Consider the following 20,444-nt stretch of genomic DNA (forward strand, 5'->3'; position numbering starts at 1 on the left):
ACTGCACGCTAACCGCCGGTTTGCGCGACCTTGCCCCGCGTGGCCCGAAGCCGGGCGTCGCGACGCTTTTGCAACCGTTTTTGCAATGCCAGGTAAAGGAGCGCGCAGGCACTCATCGCGAGCGGCCACAGCAGGAACCATCCGGTCGCCACGCACAAGGCCGCGACCGCGATCAACGCGATGCCGGCGCAGCGATGGGCGGCGCTGCCGCGTGGCAGCAGCTTCAGTGCGGCGGCTGTGCCGAGCGCGTAGACGGTGACGAAGGAGCCCGTCGTCAGCATCACGAGCGGTTTGGGCCCGACCTGCGCCCAGGCGACGGCCGCCGTGGCAAGCGCAGCGAGCGCGGAAACGACGCCCAGGCTGCGACGCGGTACGTCGCCCGCCAGCGAGCCCGCCGCGAGCCAGCGCGGCAAGGCGCCATCACGGCCGAGCGCGGCACCGAGCTTCGCCGCGCCCGCAAAATAGGCGTTCATCGTCCCGAGCGTGAGCAGGACGGCGGCGACGGCGGCGACGATCCGGACCTGTCCGCCGATACCCATGACGAGCAACTGGGCGAGCGGCGCGTCGGCTTCGCCAGCCGCGGGGCCCAGCACGAGCACGCTTGCCGCGGCGACAGCAAGGTAGAGCACGCCCACGACGACGACCGCGATGCCCGAGGCGAGCGGCAGGTCGCGCGCCGGATGCCGGAATTCGCCCGCCAGGTGGGTGATGGCCTCCCACCCCGCAAAGCTCCAGACGAGCAACGCGGCTGCCGGCGCGATGGCCGACCAGCCGTGCGGCGCGAACGGATGCAGATAGGCGATGCGCGCATGAGGCAGCGAGACGGCAACGGCGGCGAGCAGCAACGCCACGAGCAGCGCCGAAAGCAGGACTTGCAAGCGCCCCGAGATCGTGACGCCGAGTGCATTGGCGGCCGTGACGGCCAGCACGAGCGCGGCGCTTGTTAGCAAGACCGTCTGGCTGCCGCCGCCCACGGCCGCGGCGACGTAAGCGCCCGCGAACATCGCGGCCGCCGGCGCGCCGGCAGGCACGGCAAAGTAGAAACACCAGCCGACGATCGCCGAGGCGCGCTCGCCGAACGCATTGCGCACGTAGGTTGCGACGCCGCCGGCGTCGGGGTAGCGCGCGCCGAGCGCGGCGAACGTGGCCGCGAGCGGCGCGGACAAGAGGACCAGTGCGAGCCAGGCCAGCAGCGAAGCCGGCCCGGCAACGTTGGCCGCCAGCGCGGGCAACGCGATGACACCCGTGCCGAGCACGGCGCCGACATAAAGCGCCGCGCCTTGCAACACGGTGAGGCTGCCGTGGGACGGGCCCGGTGGGACGGGTGCGGACGAACCGTGCATCGTTGGGTCTCCTGATTATTTGTCGTCATGCTTCGTTCAACCGCCCACTATAGCGAACGCCCCGTATCGCTGCAGCCAACTGCTCCGATGTGCGCACCGCTCGATGGGCTGCGCACCGCGGCCTTACCATGATGTCGGTGCCGAACCTGTTTATTATGGAAATCCCGTATACCTACCTTGCATCGGCGAAAGGATCGAGAAGGATTGCGTCCAATAGAATTTCGCCATCAACGCGACAACAGACCGCATCCTGCGGCGCGCGATAACAAAGGAGACGTCACGATGTACCCGACCCTGCGCAACTTGAAGGTCCTCGCTCTCGCTTCGGCACTTTCATTCGGTATCGTCTCGCAGCACGCATCAGCCGCTGATGACGGAAAGGTCACGATCATGGTGGGGGGCATCACCAAGATCATCTATTTGCCGGCGAAGCTCACCGAGCAGCTCGGCTACTTCAAGGACGAAGGTCTCGACGTCGAGCTGCTCTCGCAGCCGGCCGGCGTCGATGCGGAAAACGAGCTCCTCGCGGGCGCCGTGCAAGGCGTGGTCGGCTTTTACGATCACACGATCGACTTGCAGACCAAGGGCAAGGAAACCGAGGCGATCGCCGTGTTCTGCCAGGTGCCGGGCGAAGTCGAGATGGTGTCGACGAAGGCGGCCGATACGCTGAAGTCGTTCGCCGACGTGAAGGGCAAGACGCTCGGCGTGACCGGCCTCGGTTCGTCGACGAGCTTTCTCACGCAGTACCTCGCGGCCCAGCATGGCATCCCGTCGAACCAGTACACGATGCTGCCTGTCGGCGCGGACGCGAGCTTCATTGCCGCGATCAAGCAAAGCCGCATCGATGCGGGTATGACGACGGAGCCGACCGTCTCCAAGCTGCTGAAGACGGGCGATGCCAAGGTGCTCGTCGACATGCGTAACGTCGAAGGAACGAAGGCCGCGCTCGGCGGGGTGTATCCGGCGGCGAGCTTTTATGTGCAGCGCGCCTGGGCTGAATCGCATAAGCAGCAGGCCCAAAAGCTCGCGCACGCGTTCGCGAAGACGATGCAGTTCATCAGTACGCACAGCGCCGATGAGATCGCCGCGAAGATGCCGGCCGACTATCAGAAGGACAAGGAGCTCTACCTGATGGCGCTGAAGGCTTCGCTGCCGATGTTCACCAAGGACGCGAAGATGCCGAAGGATGGCCCGGAGACGGTGCTCAAGGTGCTGGCGGGCTTCAACCCGTCAGTGAAGGGCAAGCACGTCGATCTGTCGAAGACCTACACCAACGCGTTCGTGGAGTCGAAATAATCCGGCACCGTGCGTTCCGGCTGTCGCCGGAGCCCGTGCCTTCACCGGCGCCGCGAGGGGCGGCGCCGGCCACTTCCCTGGATTTGCGATGAACCAAGCTGTCTCCAAAGAATCACCTGTCATCGAGTTCAACTCGGTATCGTGCCGCTTCATTTCGCCCGACGGCAAGGCGACGATCGCATTGCGCGATTTCAGCATGTCGGTCGCAAAGGGCGAATTCATTGCGATCGTCGGCCCGACGGGTTGCGGCAAATCGACGACGCTCAGCATGATCACCGGCCTGCTCAAGCCGACGACGGGTGAAGTCCGTGTGATGGGCGCGCCCGTGACGGGCATCGATCCACGCATCGGCTTCGTGTTTCAGGCGGACGCTGTGTTTCCGTGGCGCACCGTGCTCGACAACGTCGCGGCCGGCCCCATGTTTCGCGGACGTTCGAAGGCCGTCGCACATGAAGAGGCGCGCGATTGGCTGCGCCGCGTCGGTCTCGAAAAGTTCGAGAATCACTATCCGCACCAACTCTCGGGCGGTATGCGCAAGCGCGTCGCGCTCGCCCAGACGTTCATCAACAAGCCCGAGATCCTGCTCATGGACGAGCCGTTCTCGGCCCTCGACATGCAAACGCGCACGCTGATGCAAGACGAGCTGCTGCAGTTGTGGTCGGCCAATGCGGGCTCGGTCGTATTCGTCACGCACGATCTCGAGGAAGCGATTGCGCTGGCTGACCGCGTGTTCGTGCTCACGGCACGTCCGGCTACGCTGAAAAAGGTCTACGAGATCGATTTGCCGCGGCCGCGCATCACCTCGGAAATTCGCTACGAACCGCGCTTCATCGAAATTTCGCGCGATATCTGGCACGACCTGCGCGAAGAAGTGCAGATCGCTTGATGTCTACCCTCGCGCAAGAACTGAAAGAACGCGGCAAGAACTGGAAGAAAGGTCGGAAAATGTCAACTGTTGAACATGCTCAACGCGCCTTTGGCGAACAATCGCTCGCCGAGGTCGAAAAAGTCGCGCAACGCCGGATCCGGCAGCGCCGTGCGCTCGTCATCGGCTTGCGTATTCTCGTGCTCGTCGTCGTGCTCGGCGGCTGGGAGCTCGGCGGACGACTGAAATGGTTCGATCCGTTCTTTTTCTCGATGCCGTCGCTGATCTTCGATCAGATCGTCGACTGGTTCGTGAACGGAACCTCGCAAGGCCCGCTGCTCGTGCAGGTCTGGGTGACGCTCGAAGAAACGATGCTCGGCTTTCTGATCGGCGCGGTGGGCGGCATCATCTGCGGCGTCATACTCGGCCGCAACAAACTGCTTTCAGACGTCTTCAGCCTCTACATCAAGATCGCGAACTCGATTCCGCGTGTGGTGCTCGGCTCCATATTCGTCATTGCGCTCGGCCTCGGCATGGCATCGAAGGTGGCGCTGGCGGTCGTCATGGTGTTCTTCGTCGTCTTTGGCAATGCGTTCCAAGGCGTGGTCGAAGCGGACCGCTATATGATCGCGAACGCGCAGATCCTCGGTGCGTCGAAGCGTCAGCTGACCACCGCGGTCGTGATTCCGTCGGCGCTCTCCTGGATCCTTGCCAGCTTGCATACGAGCTTCGGTTTCGCGCTCGTCGGTGCGGTCGTCGGCGAATTCCTCGGCTCGAAGCAGGGTATCGGCCTGTTGATCTCGACGGCGCAGGGCGCGTTCAACGCAAGCGGCGTGTTTGCTGCGATGATCGTGCTAGCCGTGGTCGCGTTGACGATAGACTACCTGCTCACGACATTGGAAAAGCGTTTGCTGAAATGGAGACCGGCCGCCTTCTGATGAAGCAGGCGCCCCGGCGGCAACGGAAAATCGGTACAAGCGGTGCTTCGCGGGCACGCATCGAAAGGTGTGTGCCCGCGCCCCGTTGAGCGTCGGATGAATAGGGGGAGTTCGTGATGCTGCATAGCCTGCGTGCGCGGCTGCTGCTGTGGGTGTTTCTGCCGCTTGGCACGTTCGTTTTCGTCACGGGCTTGATGGCGCACGACGCGTCGCGGCAGACGGCCGATCTCGTGCAGGACAGCGTGCTGCTTGCGTCCGCGCGCACCATAGGCGAAGACATCGAGTGGCGCGACGGGGCGCTGATCGCGAATATCCCGCCCGCGGCGCTCGAAATGTTCGAATCTCCTTACCGCGACCAGGTCTTCTACAAGGTCGTCGCGGGCGAGGACAAGCTGCTCGGCGGGTCGTTTGATCTCGCGCTGCCCGGGCATCTGGCGACCTTTCCCGTGTTTTACGACACGGTGCTCGAAGGACAAAACCTGCGCGCCGTCGCATTCCAGCGGCAGGTCTACGACTCGGGATCCGTCACGCCGGTCACCGTGATCGTGGCCAAGACGCAAGCCTCGCGCGAGGCGATGCTTTCACAGCTCTGGCACCCGCAGGTGCTGCGGCAGGGTTTGATGCTCGCGCTGGCCGCGGTACTAGTCGTGATCGGCCTCACGAGCGAGTTGCGGCCGCTCATGAAGCTCAGCGAAAACGTCGCCGATCGCGATGCCATGGAGCTGGAACCCATCCGCTTCCACCATTTGCCGTCCGAACTGCGTCCCATCGTCGACGCGATCAATCAATGTATCGCGCGCCTGAAACTGCATACGACCACGCAGCGGCAGTTCATCGCCGATGCCGCGCATCAATTGCGCACGCCGCTGACGCTGCTCGACACGCAGGTTCAATACGCCTGCCAGCACGACGCCGGCGATCCCGTGCTCGTCGATGTGCTGCATGGCGTGAGGCGCACCAGCCTCAAGATGATCGAAATCACGAATCAGCTGTTGCTGCTGGCGCAGGCCGAGTCGACGCGAGCCGCGGCCACGCTGGTGCGCGTCGATATGGCACGTGTGATTTTCTCCGTGCTCGAGGAGCTCATCATGGCGGCTGAGCGGCGTAATATCGACCTCGGGGCCGATCTCGCCGATGACATCGCCGTGATGGGTATCGAGCAATTGCTGGCCGCGCTCGTCTCGAACCTCGTCGACAATGCAATTCGTTATACACAGGAAGGGGGGCACGTGACGGTGGTGTGCAGGCGTGAAGGCGAAGAGGTGGTGCTGGAGGTGGTGGACAACGGGCCGGGCATTCCCGCGGAGATACGCGCGCACGTGTTCGAACGTTTTTATCGCGGCGCGACCGATGTCGATGGGACCGGTCTCGGGCTCGCGATCGTGCAGGGCATCGCGCGCTCGCATGGCGGCACGGCGTCCGTCGCACCGGGCCCCGGGCGCGTCGGCCTCACGGCCACCGTTCGTCTGCCGGCTGCAAGCCGTGAAGGAATGACGCAATGAAACTGCTGCTGGTCGAAGACAACGCCGAACTGGCGCACTGGATCGTCAATCTGCTGCGAGCCGAGAATTTCGCCGTCGATTGCGCGAACGACGGCGAATCGGCCGATGCCGTACTCAGTACGCAAAGCTACGATGTCGTGCTGCTCGATATGCGTTTGCCGCGCATGAGCGGCAAGGAAGTGCTCGCACGATTGCGCAGACGCGGCGATAACGCACCCGTCTTGATGCTGACGGCCCATGGTTCGATCGACGATAAGGTCGATTGCTTCAGCATCGGTGCGGACGATTACGTCGTCAAGCCGTTCGACGCGCGCGAACTCGTGGCCCGCATCAAAGCGCTGATCCGCCGTCAAACGAGCGGCAAATCGGGCTCGCTCGTGTGCGGCGATCTGCAGTACAACACGGATACGCGCGAGTTCTCGCACAACGACGCGCCGCTCGCCTTGCGGCGCCGCGAACATGCGATTCTCGAAACGTTGATGCTCAAGCAGGGCAAGACCGTCACAAAGGCCTCGCTGATGGATAGTGTGTTCAGTCTCGAGGATGAGGCGAGTGCCGATGCCATCGACATATATATACATCGCTTACGTAAGCATCTTTCCGCATCCACGGCGCAGATCATGACACTGCGCGGGCTCGGCTACATCCTCAAGGCCAAAGACGCACAATGATGACGCATGCATTATTGCGTAATTAGTGAAAGCACTTAGTACTACTAAGCGATCGCGAAAGGAGCGCGAAGGATTCGGACCACTACGATTGTCTCCATTCCGTTTTGGCGGAAAGCTCGGTGCCTGGATGCTGGGCATCGTTCATACAAGCAGAAGTTCAACGCAGTGAATGAGGAGACGATCTTGAGAAGGACCTACCGGACCTTGGCAATTGCCGCCGGCGCATTGGCCGCGGCTAGCGGCGCCCACGCGCAATCGAGCGTGCAGCTGTACGGGCTCATGGATTTGAGCTTCCCCACCTACATCACGCATGCCGATGCGAAAGGCAATCACCTGATCGGCATGGGCAACGCCGATGGCGAGCCGTGGTTCAGCGGCAGCCGCTGGGGTTTGAGGGGCGCGGAAGATCTTGGCGGCGGCACGAAGCTGATCTTCACCCTCGAGAGCGAATTCGTGGTTGCCAACGGCGCCATGGAGGATCCGGGCCAGATCTTCGATCGCGATGCGTGGGTTGGGATCGAGAACGATACGTACGGCAAGTTCACTGCGGGCTTCCAAAACACGATCGCGCGCGACGCCGCCGCAATCTATGGTGACCCGTACGGCAGCGCCAAGCTCCGGTATGAAGAGGGTGGCTGGACGAACTCGAACAACTTCAAGCAGATGATTTTCTACGCTGCGGGCGCAACGGGTACCCGTTACAACAACGGTCTTGCGTGGAAGAAGTTGTTCAACAACGGTATTTTCGCCAGCGCCGGTTATGCGTTCAGCAATTCCACGTCGTTCGCATCGGGCAGCACCTACCAGGCAGCGCTCGGCTACAACGGCGGCCCGTTCAACGTGTCGGCTTTCTACAACCACGTGAACAACACGGGCTTCGTGAACCAGACGTGGTCGGTGGGCGGCAACTACACGTTCGGCATCGCGCGCATCAACGCGGGCTACTTCCGCTATCTCGGCGATCAAGGCTCGCTCGGCCAACGGCAAGACAACGCGTGGACCGTCTCGTTCAAGCTTGCGCCGAAGGGAGCATTCGACTATGAGCTCGGCTATCAGCAAATGCGCGTTCACAACGCCGCGTACAACGGCGATGGCAACATTCCGAACGCCAATACGGGCCACGTGTTCGATGCGGCGGCGGGCTTGCACAACGGCTTCAAGGAAACGCTCTACGGTTCGGTCTTCTATCACCTTTCGAAGCGCACGGAGCTGTACCTCGCTGGCGACTACATGCGGCTTCACGGCGGCTATACGGTCGGCAGCACGTTCGGCGCGAAGAACCAGCTCGAGCTGACTTCGGGCGTACGCACTCGCTTCTGATTGTCCTGACCTCCTCCAAGACGGTGCCGCCTTTGGGCGGCAGTTCGAAGGCGGCGGCGAGCTTTTTCGCCTGCCGCCTTTTTTTTCGGAAGACAGCATGATGAGGATCGCCAATGTTCGTGCTGCACTCACGGCCACGGTGGCGGGCTACACCGGTGCGCTCGTGATCGTCATTGCAGCGTCGGTCGTCGGACTCGGCTCCGCCAATCGGGCGCTCGAGAAGATGTACAGCGGGGAGACGGCGGCGCTCACCCATCTCGCCGAAAGCACCGCGAGCCTGTTGCAGGCGCGCGTCGATCTGGGCAGCTATGAGACGCTCGTTGCGCAAGGCAAGCCGACGGACTCGACGCTCGCCAGCGTGCACGCCGCGCTCGCCGCGAGCGATCGCGATATCGCCGCGTACAACGCGTTGCCCGTGTCGGGCGATGCGGAGACGGCGCTCGCCAATGCGTTGCGCACGGCACGCGCGAACCTGATCAAGCAGGTCATTGCGCCGGAGGTCGCGGCACTCGACCAGGACGATTTCGCGTCGTTCCGCACGATCGAGCGGCAGGCACCGGACGCGCTTTTCGCGGGCTACAAACAAGCGGCGCAGCGGCTCATGGACTTCCAGGTGCACGCGCAGAAGACGCATTTCGAAGCGTCGAAGGTGCGCTTTCACCGGTTGCTGGCACTGTTCATCGGCGTCGGCTGTGCGTCGGTAATCCTCGCCGTGCTCGCACGGCGCGTGCTCAGCGCGTCGATCGTCAAACCGATCGGCACGGCGATCGATCATTTCGAGCGAATCGCTTCGGGCGACCTGACTTCGACGATCGATGTATCGCGGGGGGGAGAAATGGGCCGTCTGATGGCGGCGCTCGCGCGAATGCAGGCGAGCTTGGCGGCTACGGTCATACGCGTGCGCGACGGCACCGGCGAAATTCGTCATGGCGTGCACGACATCGCGAGCGGCAATGCCGATTTATCCGCTCGTACGGAGCAACAGGCAGCGGCGCTCGAAGAGACTTCAGCGAGTCTGAAGGAACTGACCGCGACCGTTGCACAAAACGCGCAGCACGCGCGCGAAGCGAGTACGCAGGCGCAAACGGCTTCGGCTACCGCCGTTCGCGGCGGTGAAGTGGTAGGAGAAATCGTCCATGCAATCACTGACATGTCGGCCGACTCGGATCATATCGTCAGCATCATCGGCGCTATCGAAGGCATTGCGTTCCAGACGAACATACTCGCGCTCAATGCGGCGGTCGAAGCCGCGCGGGCTGGCGAGGAGGGACGCGGATTCGCTGTCGTGGCAGGCGAGGTTCGCGCGCTTGCTGGACGCTCTGCCGCCGCGGCCAAGGAAATCCGTGCATTGATGAGCGCCTCTCTCGCAAAGGTGCATAGCGGCACCGAACTGGCCGAGCGCGCACGTGCAACGATGGCGTACGTCGTCAAAGCGGCGCATGAAGTGCATGCCATCGTCGCCGAAATCAGTGCGGCGTCGGAGCTGCAATCGAAGGGAATCGGAGAAATCGATCGCGCGGTGTCGCATATGGACCGCTCCACTCAGCAAAACGCGGCACTCGTCGAGCAAGCGGCCTCAGCCGCCGCATCGCTCGAAGAGCAGGCGCGCCTGCTCGAAGAAACCGCGGCCGTATTCCGGCTTCACGCCGGCGCTCGTGCGAGCGCAATGCGTGAGCCCAGCCCGCTTGGACTACCGCCGGCCCTTGCACGCGTTCCCAAATGAGCTACGACGATCATCCTTCGCGCCGCCCTCCCGCCCACCTGATCGTCGGGATCACGCGCGGCGGCAAGACGTTCAGGCCTGGCGACTGGGCCGAGCGTCTCGCCGGTGTCATCGCCCTCTTCGTCAAGGAGAAGCGGCCAGGCAGAGACGCGGCCGCGACGTGGCTAGCGGTGCCGTTCGTCGACGATGGCATCAAGTGCCTGACTGTATCGGGCGAATTAGTCCGGATTTGCCCAGAGGCTTTCGAATTCGTCATGCGATTCGCGGCCGACAACGAACTGCAGGTCGAGGAGGGCCTGCGTGTCTTGCGCGCGGGCTGAGCCCTCACTGTCGTATGGCCCTGCATTTGATGTCGGGCGCGGTGTACGGAGTGGGGTAGTCGGACCACGGGCCGGTCTCGAGAAAAAGACGGTGCATCGCCAGCACTTCGGCCTGACGCTTCTCCGCGGTACTGAGCGGCGCATCGGACGCCGCGGGACCGGCGAGCGGTTCGTTGACCGCGCACTCGACGGTCTTGCCGTCCGCAATCGTCACCGTCGTCGTATAGATGTAGTCCGGTTCCCGTTGCTGAGCACACCCGGCCCCGCACGACAGAGCGGCGCCTATCGAGACTGAGGCTGCTACCGATCGCAGGTTCATGGCGATGACTCCCGGTGGGGCAGGCAAGCGCTCAGGTCGGAGCGCCCGACGGTAACAGTATGGCTCGTCGGCTCTGCGTGAGGATGCAACGGACTCACGTCTCGCTCGATCGCGTTTTCGTCTGACCTTGCGCTTTTTGTTCGGGCCGATGAGCTGGCGCCGGATTGGCTGATAAAGTGGCGTTTTCACCCAGGAACAAGCGAGGCATCGATGCAACTGATAGGCATGCTGGATTCGCCGTTCGTACGCCGTGTAGCCGTTTCGATGGCCGTGCTCGATATTGCATTCGAGCACCGTCCGCTTTCAGTGTTTCGCCACTTCGACGCGTTTGCCGCAGTCAACCCGGTCGTCAAGGCACCGACGCTGATCGAAGACGATGGCACGCTGCTCATCGATTCGAGCCTGATTCTCGATCATCTCGATCACAAAGTACCGCCGCAGCGCCGCCTCATGCCGCAAGACACGGAGCAACGTCGGCGCGCGCTTCATTTGATCGGGTTTGCGCTCGCGGCGTGCGAAAAGACGGTGCAAATCGTCTACGAGCGTAATCTGCGCCCGGCAGACAAACAGCACGAGCCGTGGATCGACCGGGTATCGGGCCAACTGTCGGCGGCCTACGCCATGCTCGAGCGCGAGCTCGCTGCAAGCGGCGGTGTCGCCCGCGGTGACGGCTGGCTGACCGGTGAGAGAATGATGCAAGCTGATCTCACCGTGGCCATCGCCTGGCGTTTCACGCAGTACATCCTGCCGGGAACGATCGACCCGGCGCTGCATCCCGCGCTGGCAGCCTTCTCCGAACGGGCCGAGGCTTTGCCCGTGTTTGCCGGCGCGCCGCTCGCTTAACCTGCGGGCATTCCTCGCGCTCTCATTGTTCGCGAGGGCCGACAAGTGACTTTCTGTTTTGCGGATTTATCCGGCCCCGCGGTCTGCCTAGAATGGCTCCATATCGAAGCCTTCACACCAGACTCGCGGGCACCGAGATACGAAGCAAGGGAGAAGTCGCCATGAAAGCGCTTATCGAACGTCAGCTTTACAACCCGTCGGTTGTGTTGCCGATGGTCTCTTTCATGGAACTGCTCGTATCGCATGATTTCAACTTCGGGCAAGTCGGGGCCGTCATGGCCACGCGTGGGGCGCGCGCGGCACTGAGCCGTTCGCGCGGGCTGTTTTTTCCGCCGCGCGGTCACGCCGGCGCGGCAGCCTGAAGCCCGTCGGTTGATGCGAGTTCAGCCTTCGGTCGGCGGAACGTATCCGCTTGCCTGATCGGCGCCCTCGCCGAAAAAGAACTTCTCCGTCTGTTTCATCAAATATTGACGCGCGCGCGGATCGGCCATATTGAGGCGGTTTTCGTTGATCAGCATCGTCTGATGCTTGAGCCACGCCTGCCACGCCTCCTTCGAGACGTTTTCATAGATGCGCTTGCCGAGCTCGCCCGGCAGCGGTGGGAAATCGAGGCCCTCGGCTTCCTTGCCGAGCTTCGCGCATTGAACCATGCGTGTCATTGTGGGTTTCTCCAGGGAATCGAATGAAGGGGGACGCGCCGCGCGCTTCGCTTCGCGCTCACAGATGCTTCATCAGCACGAGCGACTTGCGCTGCCAGTTGTAGAGGCGCCTGCGGTCTTCGGGTAGGTCGTCGACACTGACTTTCACGAAGCCGCGCTTGAGGAACCAGTGTTCGGTGCGGGTCGTCAGCACGAAGATGCGCGTCAAGCCGCGCGCACGCGCGCGTTGCTCGATGCGCTTCAAGAGGCGCTCGCCGTCACCGGAGCCTTGGGCGTCCGGCGCGACCGTGAGGCACGCCATTTCGCCGATGCGCTCCTGCGGGTACGGATAGAGCGCTGCGCAGCCAAACAGCACGCCATCGTGCTCGATGACCGAGAAGTGATCGATGTCGCGCTCGATCTGGTGCCGGCCGCGTTTGACGAGCGTGCCATCCGATTCGAGCGGCTCGATCAGCGTCAGGATGCCGCCCACGTCGTCGGGCGTGGCTTCGCGCAGACTTTCGAGGTTCTCGTACGAGATCATCGTGCCCACGCCGTCGTGCAGGAACAGTTCGAGCAGCAGGCTGCCGTCGAGCGAGTAAGGGATGATGTGCGCGCGCGGAACGCCGCCGCGGCAGGCGCGCACGGCATGCTTCAGGTAAAAGCCCGCGTCGCCTTTCACTTCGCCGCTTTCGTGCAGGCGGTAGGCGTCGTCGAGCGAAAGCTCGCGCACGAGATCCCCCGCTTCGTTCATGATGCCGGGCGTTTCGGTCAGGAAGATGATCTTGTCGGCGCGCAGGGCGATGGCCGCGGCGGAGGCGACATCTTCCATCGAGAGGTTGAATGCTTCGCCGGTCGGCGAGAAACCGAGCGGCGACAGCAGCACGAGCTTGCGGCTCGCGAGCGAATGACGGATCGATTCGGCATCGATCTTGCGCACGACGCCCGTGTGAGCGAAATCGACGCCATCGAGAATGCCGACGGGCCGGGCCGTCACGAAGTTGCCCGACACCACGCTGATGTGCGCATGCGCCATGGGCGTGTTGGGCAGGCCCTGGCTGATCGCGGCTTCGATATCGAGCCGCACTTCGCCCGCCGCTTCCTTGGCCGATTCGAGCGCGCGCGCATCGGTGATGCGCATGCCGTGCGAGAACTCCGATTGCACGCCGTGCAGGTTCATCTGTTCCTCGACCTGCGGGCGGGACCCATGCACGAGCACGATCTGGATGCCCATCGCCTGCAAGAGCGCGACGTCGGACACGAGCGCGTTCAGGAGTCCTTGATGAACGACCTCGCCGCCGAAGCCCACGACGAACGTCTTGTTGCGAAACGCGTGGATGTACGGCGCGACCGATCGCATCCAGTCGACGAACTGGGCGTGTTGGGAAACGGGGTCGGCCGCGACGGGGCGAGTCGCGACGGGTTCCGGGATGGGGACGAGGTCGGATTGTGCGTTCATGCCGGGATTATAATGCGCCCCCATGTCGAACGTACCCAATAGTCCGGCCGCCGATGAGAGCGGACCGCCGCGCCAGGGTCGCGCCCACGGCTCGCGCCACGCGCGTGTGCCGCCCAACCCGATTCCGCCCATCGAATTCCCCACCGCGCTGCCGGTCACCGGTCGCCGCGAGGAGATCGCGCGCGCGATCCGCGACAATCAGGTCGTGATCGTCTCGGGCGAAACGGGCTCGGGCAAGACCACGCAGTTGCCGAAGATCTGCCTCGCGCTCGGGCGCGGGCGTGGCGCGGGCGGCAGCGGGCTGATCGGTCATACGCAGCCGCGCCGGATCGCTGCATCGGCCACGGGGCGGCGCATCGCCGAGGAACTCGGCACGCCGTTCGGGGAGGTGGTCGGCTACAAGGTGCGTTTCACCGACAATCTGGCGCCGGGCGCATCGGTCAAGCTCATGACCGATGGCATTTTGCTCGCCGAGACGCAGACCGACCCGCTGTTGCGCGCCTACGACACGCTCATCATCGACGAGGCGCACGAACGCAGCCTCAACATCGATTTTCTGCTCGGCTATCTGAAGGAGATTTTGCCGAAGCGGCCCGATCTGAAGCTGATCGTCACGTCGGCCACGATCGATGCCGAGCGCTTCGCGCGTCATTTCGGTACTGAGTCGAAGCCCGCACCCGTCATCGAAGTGAGCGGGCGGCTTTACCCCGTCGAGATCCGTTACCAGCCCGTCGAAGACCCGCGCGAGCGCAGCGCGGCGATCAAGGCGGCGCAGGGTACGGCGGCCACGCCGTCCCCGCGCGAACGTGCGAAGGGTGCGCGCGAAGCCGAGCGCGATCTCATCGACGCGATCGTAGATGCCGTCGACGACCTGTGCCGCGAAGGACCGGGCGACGTGCTCGTCTTTTTGCCGGGCGAGCGCGAGATTCGCGACACCGCCGAGGCGCTGCGCAAACACCACCCGCCGCACACCGAAATACTGCCGCTGTTCGCGCGGCTCTCGGCGGCCGAGCAGGCGCGCGTGTTCAAATCGTCGAATGCCCGGAGGATCGTGCTCGCGACGAACGTTGCCGAAACCTCGCTGACGGTGCCGGGCATTCGCTATGTCGTCGATACGGGGCTCGCGCGCGTGAAGCGTTACTCGTACCGCAACAAGGTGGAGCAGTTGCAGGTCGAGCCGGTGTCGCAGGCCGCGGCCAATCAACGGGCGGGGCGTTGCGGCCGGGTGGCGGACGGCATCTGCATCCGGCTTTACGACGAAGGCGATTTTCAGGCGCGCGCGCGGTTCACCGATCCGGAGATCCTGCGCTCGTCGCTGGCGGCGGTGATTTTGCGCATGAAGGCGCTGCATCTCACGGCCATCGAGACGTTCCCGTTCATCGAACCGCCGCCGGGCCGCGCCATTGCCGACGGCTACCAATTGCTGGCCGAGCTCGGTGCCGTCGACGACGACAATGAACTGACGCCGCTCGGGCGCGAGCTGGCGAAGCTGCCGCTCGATCCCCGCGTGGGGCGCATGATCGTCGCCGCGCGCGATCAGGATGCGCTCGCCGAGGTGCTCGTCATTGCGAGCGCGCTCTCGGTTCAGGACCCGCGCGAGCGGCCCGCCGAGGCGCAGGAGCAGGCCGATCAGGCGCACCGTGCCTTCGCCGACGAGCGCTCGGAATTCCTGCAATGGCTCAAGATCTGGCGGTGGTTCGGCGAAGCCGTGGCGCACAAGAAATCGAACCGGCAACTGGTCGATGCGTGCCGCGAGCGCTTTCTTTCGCATCTGAGGCTGCGCGAATGGCGCGATGTCCATTCGCAGCTGCTCACCGTGGTGCGCGAGCACGGCTGGCGTATCAACGAAAGCGAAGCGACCTTCGAGCAGATTCATTTGGCGCTGATGACCGGCCTCATCGGCAATCTCGGGCTCAAAGCCGACGACGAGCCGCATTATCTCGGCGCTCGCGGGATCAAGTTCTTTCTCTGGCCGGGCTCGACGCTGGCCAAGAAGGCGGGGCGCTGGGTGATGGCGGCCGAGCTGGTCGAGACGAGCCGGCTCTATGCGCGCTGTCTCGCGAAAATCGAGCCGGAATGGATCGAGAAGGTCGCGTCGCACCTGCTCAGGAAATCGCTCTCGGAGCCGCATTGGGAAAAGCGCGCCGCTCAGGTGGCGGCATTCGAGCGCGCCGTGCTCTTCGGGCTGCCCGTCTACCATCGGCGGCGCGTCGCGTTCGGCTCGCAGGATCCGGCGCGCGCGAGAGAGCTTTTCATTCGCGGTGCGCTCGTGGAGGGCGAGTTCGATACGAAGCTCGCGTTTTTCGCCCATAACCGCAAGCTGCTTGCCGACATCGAGCAACTCGAGCACAAGTCGCGCCGGCAGGACGTACTGGTCGACGACGAACTCATCTTCGCGTTTTACGATCAGGCGCTGCCCAAAGGCATCTACACCGGGGCCGCGTTCGAGCGCTGGTACCGCAATGAAGTGAAGCGCAGCGGTCAGCCGGAGGACAAACTCCGCTTGCTCTATCTGTCGCGCGACGATCTCATGCGTCACGAGGCGGCGGGCATTACGACCGATCTGTTTCCTAAGCGTGTAGCGATGGCGGGCGTCGACATGGCGCTCGCCTATCATTTCGAGCCGGGCTCGCCGCGCGACGGCGTGACGCTCGCGGTGCCGCTTTTTGCGCTCAATCAAGTCGACGCGCAGCGTGCGGAATGGCTCGTGCCGGGGATGTTGAGGGAGAAGGTCCAGTTGCTGCTCAAATCGCTGCCGCAGAAGCTGCGCCGGCATTGCGTGCCGCTGCCGGAGTACGCAGCGGGATTCGTCGAGCGTCACGCCGGACGCTTCGGCGTGCCCCGATTGCAGTCCTCGAAGGGGGCTGCCGGCGGGGCGGGCGAGCCGCCTCGCGGCGCAGGCGGTCTCGTCGAGGCGCTGATCGCCGATGTGCGCGAGACGACGCAGGTGTTGCTGAAACCGACCGACTTCAAGCTCGAAACGCTGCCGGCCCACCTCTTCATGAACTTCAAGGTCATCGACGAGCACGGGCGGCAGCTTGCGATGGGCCGCAATCTGGCTCAGTTGCGAGCCGAGCTCGGCGGCGAGGCGCAGCGGCAGTTCCAGAAGCTGGCCGTCGGTGCGTCGTTCGACGGCACCGCCGGCACCGGACAAGCACGCCCGGACGCCGAGGCCGCCGTGCGCGGCCCCGAGCGGCGTCCCGCCGGGGCACGACAGGCGCCGCGCGAAACGGCAACGGGCGAGTCCGCCCGCAATGCGTCGGCCGGCGCGGGCGGCGAGGCGACGGCGCTGTACGAGAACCTGACGACCTGGAACTTCGGCAAATTGCCGGAGCTGCTGGAGATTCGTCGCGGCGGCCAGACGTTGTTCGGCTATCCGGCGCTCGTCGATCGCACGACGCATTGCGACGTCGAAGTCTTCGATTCGCCCGACGAGGCGGCGCGCGCGCACCGGGCCGGTCTGCGGCGGCTTTTCGCGTTGCAGTTACGCGAGCCGATCAAATATCTGGAGAAGAATCTGCCCGGCTTGCGCGAAATGGCGCTGCAGTTCATGCCGCTCGGCACGCAAGAGGAGCTTCGTGACCAGCTGATCGACACGGCGCTCGACCGCGCATGCCTGCAAGATCCGCTACCGGACGACGACGCGACGTTCCACGCGCGCCGGGACGAGGGCAAGAGCCGGCTTTCGTTGCTCGCGCAGGAAATCGCGCGACTCGTCGGACAAATTCTCGCCGAATACGCGGCCGTGACGAAAAAGCTCGTGCAGGCCAAGCCGCACGCGGCCGCCTACGCGGATCTGCAGCAGCAATTGCAGATGCTGATCGGCAAGCGATTCATCGCAGACACGCCGTACGCCCAGCTCGCGCATTTTCCCCGCTACTTGAAGGGCATTGCGCTGCGCATCGACAAGCTGAAGGCCGATCCGGCCCGCGACGCACGGCAATTCGCGGAACTGCAGCCGCTTGCGCAGCAATACCAGCGCGCGCGGCAGGCCCGCGGCGGCGTACCGGACGCACGGCTCGCCGAGTTCCGCTGGCTCCTCGAGGAGCTGCGCATTTCGCTCTTCGCGCAGGAGTTGCGCACGCCGATGCCTGTTTCGACGAAGCGGCTTCACAAGGTGTGGGAATCGCTGCAAAGATGATCGAGAAAACGCCGACGGTGCCGATAACCCGATTAGTGCGCGTACACGGAAAAGGCCGGTATTTATTCCGAGGCCGTCAACCTCGGCGCGCGCCAAGCCGTTTAAAAGGGCGTTGGCCATTCGAACGAGTTCTCATGCACAAGATTATTTCCTTCCGCGCGCGGGGCCTGATCGGCACCGCCGCGCTCGCGCTGCTGGCGGCAAGCGCCGCCGCCGTCTCGTTGCCTGCCTACGCCAACAACGTCATCGTTCTCAATTCGGCCGAAGCGACGCTTTCGCTGATCGACGAGGCGACGCATCAGGTCGTCGGTACGGTGCCGACGGGCAAGGAACCTCATCACCTGATGGCGACGCCCGACAATAAAACGTTGATCGTCGCGAATTCGGTCTCGAACGACCTGATCTTCGTCGATCCGAAGACGGGCAAGCCCCAAGGGCGCGTGCCCGGCATCGAGGACCCGTATCAGCTCGGTTTTTCGCCCGATCGCAAGTGGTTCGTCACGACGGGGCTGCGTCTCGACCGGCTCGACATCTATAGCTACGACGCGCCCACGAACGGGCTGAAGCTCGTGCGCCGCCTGCCGCTTGCCACGATGCCGAGCCATATGGCGTTTTCCAACGACAGCCGGACCGTGTTCGTGACGCTGCAGGTGTCGGGCGAACTCGCGGCGGTCGATCTGCCGACGCAGACAGTGCTCTGGAAAATGCCCGTGGGTAAGACACCGGCGGGGCTCTGGATGACGCCGGGCGACAAGTATCTGCTCGTCGGCATGACAGGCGAGGACGACGTGGCCGTTGTCGACTGGCGCACGCGGTCCGTAATCAAGCGGATCAGGACGGGTAACGGCGCGCACAACTTCCGCTCGCTCGACGACGGCCGCCATGTGCTCGTCAGCAACCGCGTTGCGAATACGATCAGCATTCTCGACGAACAGACGCTGACGAACGTCGGCGATATCACGGGTCTGCTGCCCGGCCCCGACGACATGGAGCTCACCGCCGACAAACGCTACCTCTGGGTGACGTTCCGCTTTGCGAAACACGTCGGCATCATCGACATGACCACGAAAAAGCTCGTGCAGACGATTGCCGTCGGCCGCTCGCCGCATGGGATCTATTTCTACGATCGCGCCCCGGTAACGGCCGCGAACGGCGCGTAAGCCAGGGGCTGCGCGCGCCGCCATGCTGCACTCGGTCATCGCTTCGCTCGACGGCGTCGTCTCGGCGCTGCAGACCTGGGCCTATATCCATGTAGTCCAGCCGCTCCTGTTCCGGTTCGGCTGGATGGACTACGACGAAGATTCGTACGACGCGCTCTATCCGGTGATCGTGGGCTTGCTGACGATCGGTGCGACCTATCTGCTGCTGCGCCCCCTCGAGGCGCTGCGTCCCGTCGAGCGATGGGAAAACCGTCGGGCCGTGCGCGTCGACGTCCTCTATACGGCCATCGCCAAGCTTGGCCTCTTCAATCTGCTGTTCTTCCTCGGTTTTCAGCCGTTCTTTGCCGACTTGCAGGTGTGGCTGCGTTATCGCGGCATCGCCAACATGGACCTCGATCACCTGTGGCCCGGTGTCACGTCGCAGCCGATCGTGGCATTCCTCGTCTACCTCGTCGTACTCGATTTCGCCGGCTATTGGTATCACCGCTGGCAGCATCGCTTCGGCATCTGGTGGGAGCTGCATGCGGTTCATCATAGTCAGCGCCAGTTGTCGCTCTGGTCGGACGATCGCAACCATCTGCTCGACGGCGTCGCCCAGGCTTCGTTTTTCGCTGCCATCGCGCTGGCGATCGGGGTGGCGCCGACGCAGTTCGTGGTGCTCACGGCCGTGACGAACTTTATGCAAAGCGTGCAGCACACGAACGCGCGGCTTGGCTTCGGACGTCTGTTCGAACGGGTACTCGTCAGCCCGGCGTTCCATCGTCGCCATCACGCGGTCGGCTACGGACACGAGGGCACCGCCTACGGCTGCAACTTCGGCGTGCTCTTCCCCTGGTGGGATATGCTCTTTCGCACAGCCTCGTGGGTTCGGTCCGTCGAGCCGACGGGGATCCGTCAGGAAATCGAGGGCGAATCGTATGGCAATGGCTTTTTCTCGCAGCACTGGCTCGCGTTCGCGCGTATCGCGCGGCGGCTCCGGTTCGGCCGCGGCGCCGGCCGAGGCAGGGCGCCGGCCGCCTGAAGGCGCATGCCGATGAACGAGCTCATGCGTGCCTTCGGCCGGGCGCTCGCGGGCGTGCTGCATCCGCGCGTGCTGTGGCTCACGTTCTTGCCGTTCGTGATCGCCTCGGCGGGATGGGGGCTTTTTTTCTGGTTCACCTGGCAGGACCTCGTCGGCACTGCGCGCGGCTGGCTCGCCGGCTCGACGTTGGGGATGGCGCTTTACCGCGCGTTCGACTGGGTGGGCTTGGCCAACCTGCATGCGGTGATTGCGCCGCTCATCGTCGTCGCGCTCTCGATTCCGGTCATCGTTTCCACGGTATTGCTGCTGATCGCCACGCTGTCGATGCCGATGGTGGTGCGGCACCTGTCGGCCCGCCGGTTCGCGACACTGGAGGCGCGGCACGGTGGAACCTGGTACGGCAGCCTCGCGTACGGCATTGCGACGACACTCGTTTGCCTGCTGCTCATTCTCCTCATGCTGCCGCTCTTCGTTCTGCTTGCGCCGCTGCTGCTGATTCCGCCGCTTTTCGCCCTGATTTCGCCGCTCTTCGCGCTGATTCCGACGTTGTTATGGGGCTGGCTCACCTATCGCGTGATGACATACGACGCGCTGGCGCTGCACGCGAGCCGCGTCGAGCGGATCGCGTTGATGCGGCGTCACCGTGTCCCGCTGCTCGCGATCGGTATTGCGAGCGGCCTCATGGGGACGCTGCCGGCGTTGCTCTGGGCCTGGTCGCTGTGGCTCGTCGTGCTCTTTCCCGTCATTGCAGCCGTCACGATCTGGATGTACGCATTCATCCTCGTGTTCTCCGCGCTCTGGTTCGGTCACTATTGCCTGGAGGCATTGCAGGCGATGCGCGAAGAAGAGGGCTTGCAGCCGTCACGATCATGAACGACGATGAGC

General features: G+C 64.0%; 18 protein-coding genes. 14 read left to right on the top strand and 4 right to left on the bottom strand.

All coding sequences use genetic code 11. The features are described from left to right. Positions 1-8 precede the first annotated feature (8 nt). On the bottom strand, positions 9-1,343 hold the full coding sequence (locus GWC77_RS02910) for an APC family permease (RefSeq protein WP_173255367.1): 1,335 nt from the start codon (positions 1,341-1,343) through the stop codon (positions 9-11). A gap of 282 nt (positions 1,344-1,625) precedes the next feature. Between GWC77_RS02910 and GWC77_RS02915 the strand changes: the two genes are divergently transcribed. From GWC77_RS02915 to GWC77_RS02950, 8 genes are all read left to right on the top strand, one after another. Next, positions 1,626-2,639, top strand: coding sequence for an ABC transporter substrate-binding protein (locus GWC77_RS02915; RefSeq protein ID WP_173255368.1), 1,014 nt, complete (start codon positions 1,626-1,628; stop codon positions 2,637-2,639). A gap of 88 nt (positions 2,640-2,727) precedes the next feature. Further along, on the top strand, positions 2,728-3,525 hold the full coding sequence (locus GWC77_RS02920) for an ABC transporter ATP-binding protein (protein ID WP_173255369.1): 798 nt from the start codon (positions 2,728-2,730) through the stop codon (positions 3,523-3,525). 59 nt (positions 3,526-3,584) lie between these two features. Next, the gene (locus GWC77_RS02925; protein ID WP_173255370.1) at positions 3,585-4,442 is read left to right on the top strand and encodes an ABC transporter permease; all 858 of its coding nucleotides are present in this window, start codon (positions 3,585-3,587) and stop codon (positions 4,440-4,442) included. Between the two features lie 116 nt (positions 4,443-4,558). Beyond that, on the top strand, positions 4,559-5,944 hold the full coding sequence (locus tag GWC77_RS02930) for a sensor histidine kinase (protein ID WP_173255371.1): 1,386 nt from the start codon (positions 4,559-4,561) through the stop codon (positions 5,942-5,944). Next, positions 5,941-6,615 carry a response regulator gene (locus GWC77_RS02935; RefSeq protein WP_173255372.1) on the top strand — a complete coding sequence of 225 codons (675 nt, stop codon included), beginning with the start codon at positions 5,941-5,943 and terminating at the stop codon, positions 6,613-6,615. The genes GWC77_RS02930 and GWC77_RS02935 overlap by 4 nt, the downstream gene beginning before the upstream one ends. 183 nt (positions 6,616-6,798) lie before the next feature. Next, a complete protein-coding gene (locus GWC77_RS02940; RefSeq protein WP_173255373.1) occupies positions 6,799-7,935 on the top strand; it encodes a porin in 1,137 nt (378 codons plus the stop codon). Between the two features lie 97 nt (positions 7,936-8,032). After that, a complete protein-coding gene (locus GWC77_RS30075; protein WP_302181299.1) occupies positions 8,033-9,658 on the top strand; it encodes a methyl-accepting chemotaxis protein in 1,626 nt (541 codons plus the stop codon). Further along, a complete protein-coding gene (locus GWC77_RS02950) occupies positions 9,655-9,978 on the top strand; it encodes a DUF3579 domain-containing protein (protein WP_173255374.1) in 324 nt (107 codons plus the stop codon). Before GWC77_RS30075 ends, GWC77_RS02950 begins: the two co-directional genes overlap by 4 nt. A 4-nt stretch (positions 9,979-9,982) precedes the next feature. Here the strand turns inward: GWC77_RS02950 and GWC77_RS02955 are convergent, their stop codons facing one another. Then, the gene (locus GWC77_RS02955) at positions 9,983-10,297 is read right to left on the bottom strand and encodes a hypothetical protein (protein WP_173255375.1); all 315 of its coding nucleotides are present in this window, start codon (positions 10,295-10,297) and stop codon (positions 9,983-9,985) included. 210 nt (positions 10,298-10,507) lie between these two features. On the opposite strand from GWC77_RS02955, the gene GWC77_RS02960 reads away from it, so the two are divergent. Then, a complete protein-coding gene (locus GWC77_RS02960; protein ID WP_173255376.1) occupies positions 10,508-11,140 on the top strand; it encodes a glutathione S-transferase in 633 nt (210 codons plus the stop codon). A gap of 161 nt (positions 11,141-11,301) precedes the next feature. Beyond that, positions 11,302-11,502, top strand: coding sequence for a hypothetical protein (locus GWC77_RS02965; protein WP_173255377.1), 201 nt, complete (start codon positions 11,302-11,304; stop codon positions 11,500-11,502). A gap of 21 nt (positions 11,503-11,523) precedes the next feature. Here the strand turns inward: GWC77_RS02965 and GWC77_RS02970 are convergent, their stop codons facing one another. Further along, complete coding sequence (locus GWC77_RS02970; protein ID WP_173255378.1) at positions 11,524-11,799, bottom strand: oxidative damage protection protein; 276 nt, start codon at positions 11,797-11,799, stop codon at positions 11,524-11,526. A gap of 58 nt (positions 11,800-11,857) precedes the next feature. Further along, positions 11,858-13,237: an amino-acid N-acetyltransferase gene (gene argA / locus GWC77_RS02975; RefSeq protein WP_173255379.1), complete on the bottom strand. Its 1,380-nt coding sequence runs from the start codon at positions 13,235-13,237 to the stop codon at positions 11,858-11,860. A 22-nt stretch (positions 13,238-13,259) separates the two neighbouring features. Here argA and hrpA point away from each other — a divergent pair, with 22 nt between their 5' ends. The 4 genes from hrpA (at position 13,260) to GWC77_RS02995 (ending at position 20,432) form a co-directional block, all read left to right on the top strand. Next, entirely contained in the window at positions 13,260-17,378 is a 4,119-nt protein-coding gene (gene hrpA, locus GWC77_RS02980; protein ID WP_173255380.1) for an ATP-dependent RNA helicase HrpA, read from the top strand. Between the two features lie 134 nt (positions 17,379-17,512). Beyond that, on the top strand, positions 17,513-18,538 hold the full coding sequence (locus GWC77_RS02985; RefSeq protein WP_173255381.1) for a beta-propeller fold lactonase family protein: 1,026 nt from the start codon (positions 17,513-17,515) through the stop codon (positions 18,536-18,538). A 22-nt stretch (positions 18,539-18,560) separates the two neighbouring features. After that, the gene (locus GWC77_RS02990; RefSeq protein ID WP_173255382.1) at positions 18,561-19,559 is read left to right on the top strand and encodes a sterol desaturase family protein; all 999 of its coding nucleotides are present in this window, start codon (positions 18,561-18,563) and stop codon (positions 19,557-19,559) included. A 12-nt stretch (positions 19,560-19,571) separates the two neighbouring features. Continuing rightward, positions 19,572-20,432 carry an EI24 domain-containing protein gene (locus tag GWC77_RS02995; RefSeq protein ID WP_173255383.1) on the top strand — a complete coding sequence of 287 codons (861 nt, stop codon included), beginning with the start codon at positions 19,572-19,574 and terminating at the stop codon, positions 20,430-20,432. The last annotated feature ends 12 nt before the right edge of the window (positions 20,433-20,444 follow it).

Source organism: Paraburkholderia sp. NMBU_R16 (assembly GCF_013282575.1).
In the GTDB taxonomy this organism is placed as follows: Bacteria; Pseudomonadota; Gammaproteobacteria; order Burkholderiales; family Burkholderiaceae; genus Trinickia.

Excerpts from the sequence above, each read along its gene's own strand:
- GWC77_RS02970 (WP_173255378.1), bottom strand. The coding sequence starts at position 11,799 with ATGACACGCATGGTTCAATGCGCGAAGCTCGGCAAGGAAGCCGAGGGC.
- argA (WP_173255379.1), bottom strand. The coding sequence starts at position 13,237 with ATGAACGCACAATCCGACCTCGTCCCCATCCCGGAACCCGTCGCGACT.
- GWC77_RS02925 (WP_173255370.1), top strand. The coding sequence starts at position 3,585 with ATGTCAACTGTTGAACATGCTCAACGCGCCTTTGGCGAACAATCGCTC.
- GWC77_RS02960 (WP_173255376.1), top strand. The coding sequence starts at position 10,508 with ATGCAACTGATAGGCATGCTGGATTCGCCGTTCGTACGCCGTGTAGCC.
- GWC77_RS02930 (WP_173255371.1), top strand. The coding sequence starts at position 4,559 with ATGCTGCATAGCCTGCGTGCGCGGCTGCTGCTGTGGGTGTTTCTGCCG.
- GWC77_RS02935 (WP_173255372.1), top strand. The coding sequence starts at position 5,941 with ATGAAACTGCTGCTGGTCGAAGACAACGCCGAACTGGCGCACTGGATC.
- GWC77_RS02910 (WP_173255367.1), bottom strand. The coding sequence starts at position 1,343 with ATGCACGGTTCGTCCGCACCCGTCCCACCGGGCCCGTCCCACGGCAGC.
- GWC77_RS02990 (WP_173255382.1), top strand. The coding sequence starts at position 18,561 with ATGCTGCACTCGGTCATCGCTTCGCTCGACGGCGTCGTCTCGGCGCTG.
- GWC77_RS02920 (WP_173255369.1), top strand. The coding sequence starts at position 2,728 with ATGAACCAAGCTGTCTCCAAAGAATCACCTGTCATCGAGTTCAACTCG.
- GWC77_RS02950 (WP_173255374.1), top strand. The coding sequence starts at position 9,655 with ATGAGCTACGACGATCATCCTTCGCGCCGCCCTCCCGCCCACCTGATC.
- GWC77_RS30075 (WP_302181299.1), top strand. The coding sequence starts at position 8,033 with ATGATGAGGATCGCCAATGTTCGTGCTGCACTCACGGCCACGGTGGCG.
- GWC77_RS02955 (WP_173255375.1), bottom strand. The coding sequence starts at position 10,297 with ATGAACCTGCGATCGGTAGCAGCCTCAGTCTCGATAGGCGCCGCTCTG.
- GWC77_RS02915 (WP_173255368.1), top strand. The coding sequence starts at position 1,626 with ATGTACCCGACCCTGCGCAACTTGAAGGTCCTCGCTCTCGCTTCGGCA.
- GWC77_RS02995 (WP_173255383.1), top strand. The coding sequence starts at position 19,572 with ATGAACGAGCTCATGCGTGCCTTCGGCCGGGCGCTCGCGGGCGTGCTG.
- GWC77_RS02965 (WP_173255377.1), top strand. The coding sequence starts at position 11,302 with ATGAAAGCGCTTATCGAACGTCAGCTTTACAACCCGTCGGTTGTGTTG.
- GWC77_RS02985 (WP_173255381.1), top strand. The coding sequence starts at position 17,513 with ATGCACAAGATTATTTCCTTCCGCGCGCGGGGCCTGATCGGCACCGCC.
- hrpA (WP_173255380.1), top strand. The coding sequence starts at position 13,260 with ATGTCGAACGTACCCAATAGTCCGGCCGCCGATGAGAGCGGACCGCCG.